Source organism: Rhodoglobus aureus, assembly GCF_039527955.1.
Lineage (GTDB): Bacteria > Actinomycetota > Actinomycetes > Actinomycetales > Microbacteriaceae > Rhodoglobus > Rhodoglobus aureus.
Window position 1 is genome coordinate 1 of record NZ_BAAAKW010000048.1, and the last position, 4,306, is coordinate 4,306.

At 58.3% G+C, this 4,306-nt stretch carries 5 protein-coding genes; 4 read left to right on the forward strand and 1 reads right to left on the reverse strand.

What is annotated here, in order from left to right:
- The first annotated feature begins 264 nt into the window (after positions 1–264).
- From ABD112_RS11570 to ABD112_RS11585, 4 genes are all read left to right on the forward strand, one after another.
- Positions 265–870 (forward strand): hypothetical protein, encoded by a 606-nt coding sequence (locus ABD112_RS11570; protein ID WP_343926032.1) that lies wholly within the window; start codon positions 265–267, stop codon positions 868–870.
- A gap of 422 nt (positions 871–1,292) precedes the next feature.
- Positions 1,293–2,090, forward strand: coding sequence for a hypothetical protein (locus tag ABD112_RS11575; RefSeq protein ID WP_343926034.1), 798 nt, complete (start codon positions 1,293–1,295; stop codon positions 2,088–2,090).
- Positions 2,091–2,312: 222 nt separating this feature from the next.
- On the forward strand, positions 2,313–3,191 hold the full coding sequence (locus tag ABD112_RS11580; protein WP_343926036.1) for a hypothetical protein: 879 nt from the start codon (positions 2,313–2,315) through the stop codon (positions 3,189–3,191).
- 133 nt (positions 3,192–3,324) lie between these two features.
- Positions 3,325–4,155, forward strand: a complete 831-nt coding sequence (locus ABD112_RS11585; RefSeq protein ID WP_343926038.1) for a hypothetical protein — start codon at positions 3,325–3,327, stop codon at positions 4,153–4,155.
- A gap of 36 nt (positions 4,156–4,191) precedes the next feature.
- Here the strand turns inward: ABD112_RS11585 and ABD112_RS14640 are convergent, their stop codons facing one another.
- On the reverse strand, positions 4,192–4,305 hold the full coding sequence (locus ABD112_RS14640; RefSeq protein ID WP_425563837.1) for a DUF4244 domain-containing protein: 114 nt from the start codon (positions 4,303–4,305) through the stop codon (positions 4,192–4,194).
- Between the last annotated feature and the right edge of the window lies 1 nt (position 4,306).

Genomic DNA, 4,306 nt, shown 5'->3' on the forward strand with positions numbered 1-4,306 from the left:
CTGACGACCAGCAAGAAAGGACCAGCAGCCAGACCATCCTCGCGCGCACTCTCAAATGATTCCACGAATCAATCCTCGCGCGCATCTTGACATGATTCCTCGGGTTATGATCTCGTACGCATTTCCGCCCTAACTGTCCAACAGTTGCCGCCGTTAGCGTTGAAAAACATATTTCAATACGTCGAGTGCTACGCGGAAGCGGCATGTCACTATGCCAGAGCCGGTGTTGTCGTTCCAAGCTTGGAAAAAATGTAATCTCTGGCTATGGACTGGACCGAAATTACAAACTTACTGGCTCGCTCCGGGCAGCCGATTCTGGGGGTGGTCCTCGGGGCCGCGGTGGTCGTCTTCGGACAAGTAGTTAACGCGAGCTCAACAAGAAATGCTTCAAAGCGTTCATTAGAGGCAAGTCGCGAGTCAACTGCCGCTAGTGTCACGATTGCTGAAACCGCAGCAAGAATGCAGATGAAATCGGCGCTTTTAAGCGCCACCCTCGACGCGTACGAGGCGTTTCATCTGCAGATGGTTGAGTGGGAGATCAGCGTTCGTGATGATCTCACTCTCGGGCACCGTGAAGTGCCTGAACGCCATGCGTACGCGGGTTGGATCATTTCTGAAGAGTGGAAGGCAGCGCTTCTGCTGGGGAGACTTAAAGCAGTAACTTCTGGTTCGCTTCCGAAACATGCCGAATCCGTGCAGAGGTCCGGTCTAAACGCATTGCGAGCGCACGAGCACAATTTCAGTACGGGACTAGAGAATGATCAAGAAGCAAGGCACGGGTCGGAGCAAAGAAAGGATCACGGCTTTGGAGGACTTCAGAAAGAAGCTGGCCGACTTACCAGAACACCTGCGAGAAACGTTTCAGATTGACGGGGATTCAAGAGGGTAACCAGTAGGCGGCCGTTCAAGTTTCAGAGAGCCTTCGGATGCATGCGTGGTCCACGCTACCCCATTACTCGCCGCGGTCTACCGGTACCACTGCACCCCACACGATCGGCAACACGAATCACCTGACCCGACGAAAATGTCGACAAAGTGTGTCCTGACTGCAGCATGATGCTTTCCGCGGATGGTGCCGAGCCTCAGGTCAACTATCTTGTGCTCGCGCGGCATCGGCCCGGACTACGTCCGCGACTCCTACAGGGACGAACTGCGAAGTGGATCTCACGATTAACTTACGAGGACAGACCGCCTCGCCGCGGAATTTCCATCCGGCTGCTGCCCTCCTGAGCGACGCGTCGCTAAACTTGAGAACATCTTGCACAAACCAACTACTCCGTAGGGTTCGCCTCATGACCGAAGTCACTCCCAGCAAGATACCCGCGTGGTTGCGAACATGGTGGGGGCGACTAGTCGCGGTTTTTACCACACTTACGCTCGTTGTGGGAGCGGGTGCAGCAACATTCCAGATACTTGACTATTTGGGCTGGTATTCACGCCCAGTGACGGTCGAAGGGACCGAACGCCTCACTAATCCCGGCCCGGTCTCTGAAGCGCCAAGCGTGAATACCTTCAATGGCGGCTACGGGCCAGAGCGGGACACCTTCACAATGGAGAAACCTGCACCGTATGCGGTGCTGAACTCAATCACCAACAATCCATACGTCGGCGACGAGCGAAACTTCTTCCGGGTAAGACTTGACGAAGAGGGTACGACTTATGGCGACTCCTTGAACGTGGTCCCTGGCGACGTGTTGTGGGTCAGTATGTACCTAGCAAACAATGCAGCTGACAACCTGGCGGGACCATCTGCCACGATCCACGGGCTAACAGTGCGTTTACTCCTTCCCGACTCAGCTTCAGACATACCCCTGGGAGCAATGGTTGAAGCTAAGAACGCAACGGCTATCTGGAACGGGGCCATGCTCCATTCGCAAGTTCCGATCAACGTCCAGTTCATCAATGGTTCGGCGTTGTTCCAGACCAACCAAGGCGAGTTCGCTGTGAGCGACTCTTTCGGATCCGGGGAGGCGATGTTGGTGGGACAGACCCAACTGGATGGCGAGTTTCCGGTCGGCGTCGATTCGGAAGGACGCGGCCAAGGAACCGCTTACCTTATATACAAATTGGTCGTGGCGGCTGCCGATTGAAGGTCAAGTGCCATCGCATAACTCGGCGCTGCCCCAACAGGGTCGAAGAGATGCCCTTGTTGCTGCGCCAATGCTTGACGCGCTCGACGTCTCAGTAGCGCTGGCATAAATCAGAGTCATCCTCACGCTGGCATAAGCGGGCCGATAGGCTCTCGGTGTGATTAGAATTCTGCCCGTGGAAGATCCGGGCCCTATCCTTCGTCGTTCCCTTCCGAGGAACCCGTGAACGCGGGGGATCGGATTTGGAGCATCGCCGTTAACGTCTGGGAGTGGGTGGGTGCTCAGCAGTCTGTGATTGTCGCGCTCGCAGCGGTCGTAACCGCCGCCATTGCAATCTTTGCGCTTCGTTCGACTGCGAACGATAGTCGCGAACGATCCCGGCCAATCGTGCTTGCCTACTTTCGGCTCTCTCCGCACAACGACAGCGCCTTCGATCTTGTGGTCCGAAATTTCGGCACTTCGGCAGCGAGCGACATCGTTGTGAAAAGCGACCCTCCCTTCGGCCCGACGGAATCGAACGACCGCATGGTCAACGCGCTCGAGGAACGGTACGAGAAACCGGTCCCACTCCTGCCACCAGGCTCTGAGATCACAAACGTGTGGTGGGCGCTCGACTTCACAGCACCGAACAAGTCCGGCAAGAACCGCTACTCCACGCCGGACGAGGCCGTCATGACGATCACCTACAAGGGCAACCGCTTCCGGCGTTATAAGGGCAGGATCAAGCTCGACACAAACTGGATGAAGGGCAGCACGTCCACCGTTTCGAGCGACTCCCGGCCGGGGCTCGAAAAGCAGAACACAGAGGCGCTGAAGAAAATCGCGGCAGAGGTACGTTCCGCCCGCATGCACCTTCGCGACATCACAGATGTGATGGAAAAGCCTGATGAGACCGAATCCGTGGCACCGCGCGATGCTGAGACGCTGCTTAGCCTCATCGGTGCTATCGGTAGCGACATGACCGCGCTAGCAACGCGACTCGGGGTGTCCGAAGCACAGGCTGCCGCGATTGCGGAGCTAGTTGACCTCACGCCGGAGACGGATGAAATCAAAATCGTGAGCAGCGGCCAGATCACACCGGGGGCCTCGGAGGCCTCATAGATCCGCGTCAGCGAAGTCAGCACGGCGCTCACCGTCACGATCGAGTGGCGCCGGCGGATTTCAACTATTGCTAGCCTGTTTCCCTCACAGGCCGTCGCCTACTGTCAGTAATTGGGAGAACGAGGGAGCACCGATGAAGGGCAGACCAACTGCTGTGGATGAAGAGTTGACCACGCACTTTGCGCGCTTCCTAGACTTGCAGGCCAGCCTCAGCGATACGCATGTCCGGGAGCAGCGGTCTCCAGCAGCGAAGTCCTCCAGCCTCGGGTTGGACGACGCTGCGACGAACCCTGTTCAGATCAGCCACTTCGTGAGCTACTGCCTCATGCAGGCAGTCGATATGGCGAACTCTATGCGTGCCATGATTCTGCGCGAGGATGGTTCGCTCGAGGTGCCGGTTATGGCGCTGTATCCGCTGGTTCGAGCGCAGATCGAGGGCGCCAGCATGGCGGCATGGGTGCTGGCACCACCGGACAGACGAACACGCATCCTGCGGCGGCTGCAGGCGGGCCACGATGAGCTCACTCAGGACGCGGCGCTCGTGCGCAGTTCGCTCGGCGGCAAGAGCGCCACCGAGACCAGTCACGTCCTACGCATGGAGGCGCAGCGGCAAAAGGCTCACAAGCTGCACCTGCGGGCCGTCGCGGCCGCCCAGGGCATCGACCCGAAAGAGTACGAGAACTCCCGCCCATCGTGGGAAACAATCGTGCGGGAGGCGGGCGAAGCGCTCGGAATTGAGAACTGCAAGCTGGTCATGATGTGGAGGCTCGCGAGCGGCTTCACGCATCCGTCGCAAAGGCGAGGAGCGATCGGACTCGCCCACTCATCCCCCGAGATCGACGGCAACATTGTGCGCAGCGTGCTGTCTGCTCGCACAGATTTCACGCTTACCATCATCGCCATCAGCCACCGAGCGACAGACGCTGCCCTGAATAAGTGGCACAGCGCAAAGGTGATTCACTAAACAGAATTGCTGAACTAAACGCGCCGGATTTGCCCTTCAAGAGACAGCGGCGAGCGTGGTGATGGCGTATTCGGCGGTGGCGGCGCCGCGCTCCGAGCGGAGTCGGGCCCGCAGGATGGTGATCGCGCCGGCGTGCGGGGGCGTCGCCAAA